Origin of the sequence: Bradyrhizobium genosp. SA-3, assembly GCF_004212635.1 — a bacterium.
In the GTDB taxonomy this organism is placed as follows: Bacteria; Pseudomonadota; Alphaproteobacteria; order Rhizobiales; family Xanthobacteraceae; genus Bradyrhizobium.
This window is the reverse complement of the sequence record NZ_PSRT01000336.1, coordinates 1-753: the sequence shown is the minus strand read 5'-3', so window position 1 is coordinate 753 and position 753 is coordinate 1. Positions and strand designations below refer to the sequence as shown.

Annotated in this window: 1 protein-coding gene; it reads left to right on the top strand. The window is 65.1% G+C overall.

What is annotated here, in order from left to right:
- Positions 1-284 precede the first annotated feature (284 nt).
- Positions 285-743 carry a nucleoside deaminase gene (locus tag CWO91_RS42365; RefSeq protein WP_130221193.1) on the top strand — a complete coding sequence of 153 codons (459 nt, stop codon included), beginning with the start codon at positions 285-287 and terminating at the stop codon, positions 741-743.
- Positions 744-753: the final 10 nt, after the last annotated feature.

Sequence of the window (753 nt, the reverse complement as noted above, 5' to 3'; positions counted from 1 at the left end):
CTCACGGCCCTCGCGGGGCGGGCGGCTGTCGCGATCACCCTTGCCCTCGAAGCCGCGCTTGGCGAATTTCTTGTCCGGCCCCCGGGGCTTGCCGGTACGGCCCTTGGACGGGCCACGATCACGCCGGCCGCGGGAATCGTTGTCTTTGTCGCTGTCGCGAGGCATGAATAATCTCACTTAGGGGTGGCGCGATGAGCATTGTGCGCGCTCGTTCCGAGCCGCATGCTCAGGCAAAATCGGTATCCACTCTTGCTGAAGGCGGAGCTAGTAGCAGGTTTCTGGCGATGATACGAGGCATGAAAGCCCCTTCTTTCATGGATTTGGCGCTTAGGACGGCCGAAAATGCCGGAAAATCGGGCGAAGTTCCGATCGGGTGCGTCGTGGTCCGCAATTACGAGGTCATCGCCACCGCGGCGAACCGGACGCTGACCGACTACGACCCCACGGCCCATGCCGAGATCATCGCGCTGCGCGAGGCGGCGAAGAAGATCGGCAGCGAGCGCCTCGTCGACTGCGACCTTTACGTGACGCTGGAGCCCTGCACCATGTGTGCGGGCGCCATCTCCTTTGCAAGGGTGAGGCGGCTCTATTACGGCGCCGCCGACCCCAAAGGCGGCGCGGTCGAGTCCGGCGTGCGGTTCTTTGCTTCCCCGACCTGCCACCACGCGCCGGAGGTCTATTCCGGGGTCGGCGAGAGCGAGGCGGCGCGGCTGCTGCGGGAATTCTTTCGCGAGCGGCGGTAGGTCCCTCCTC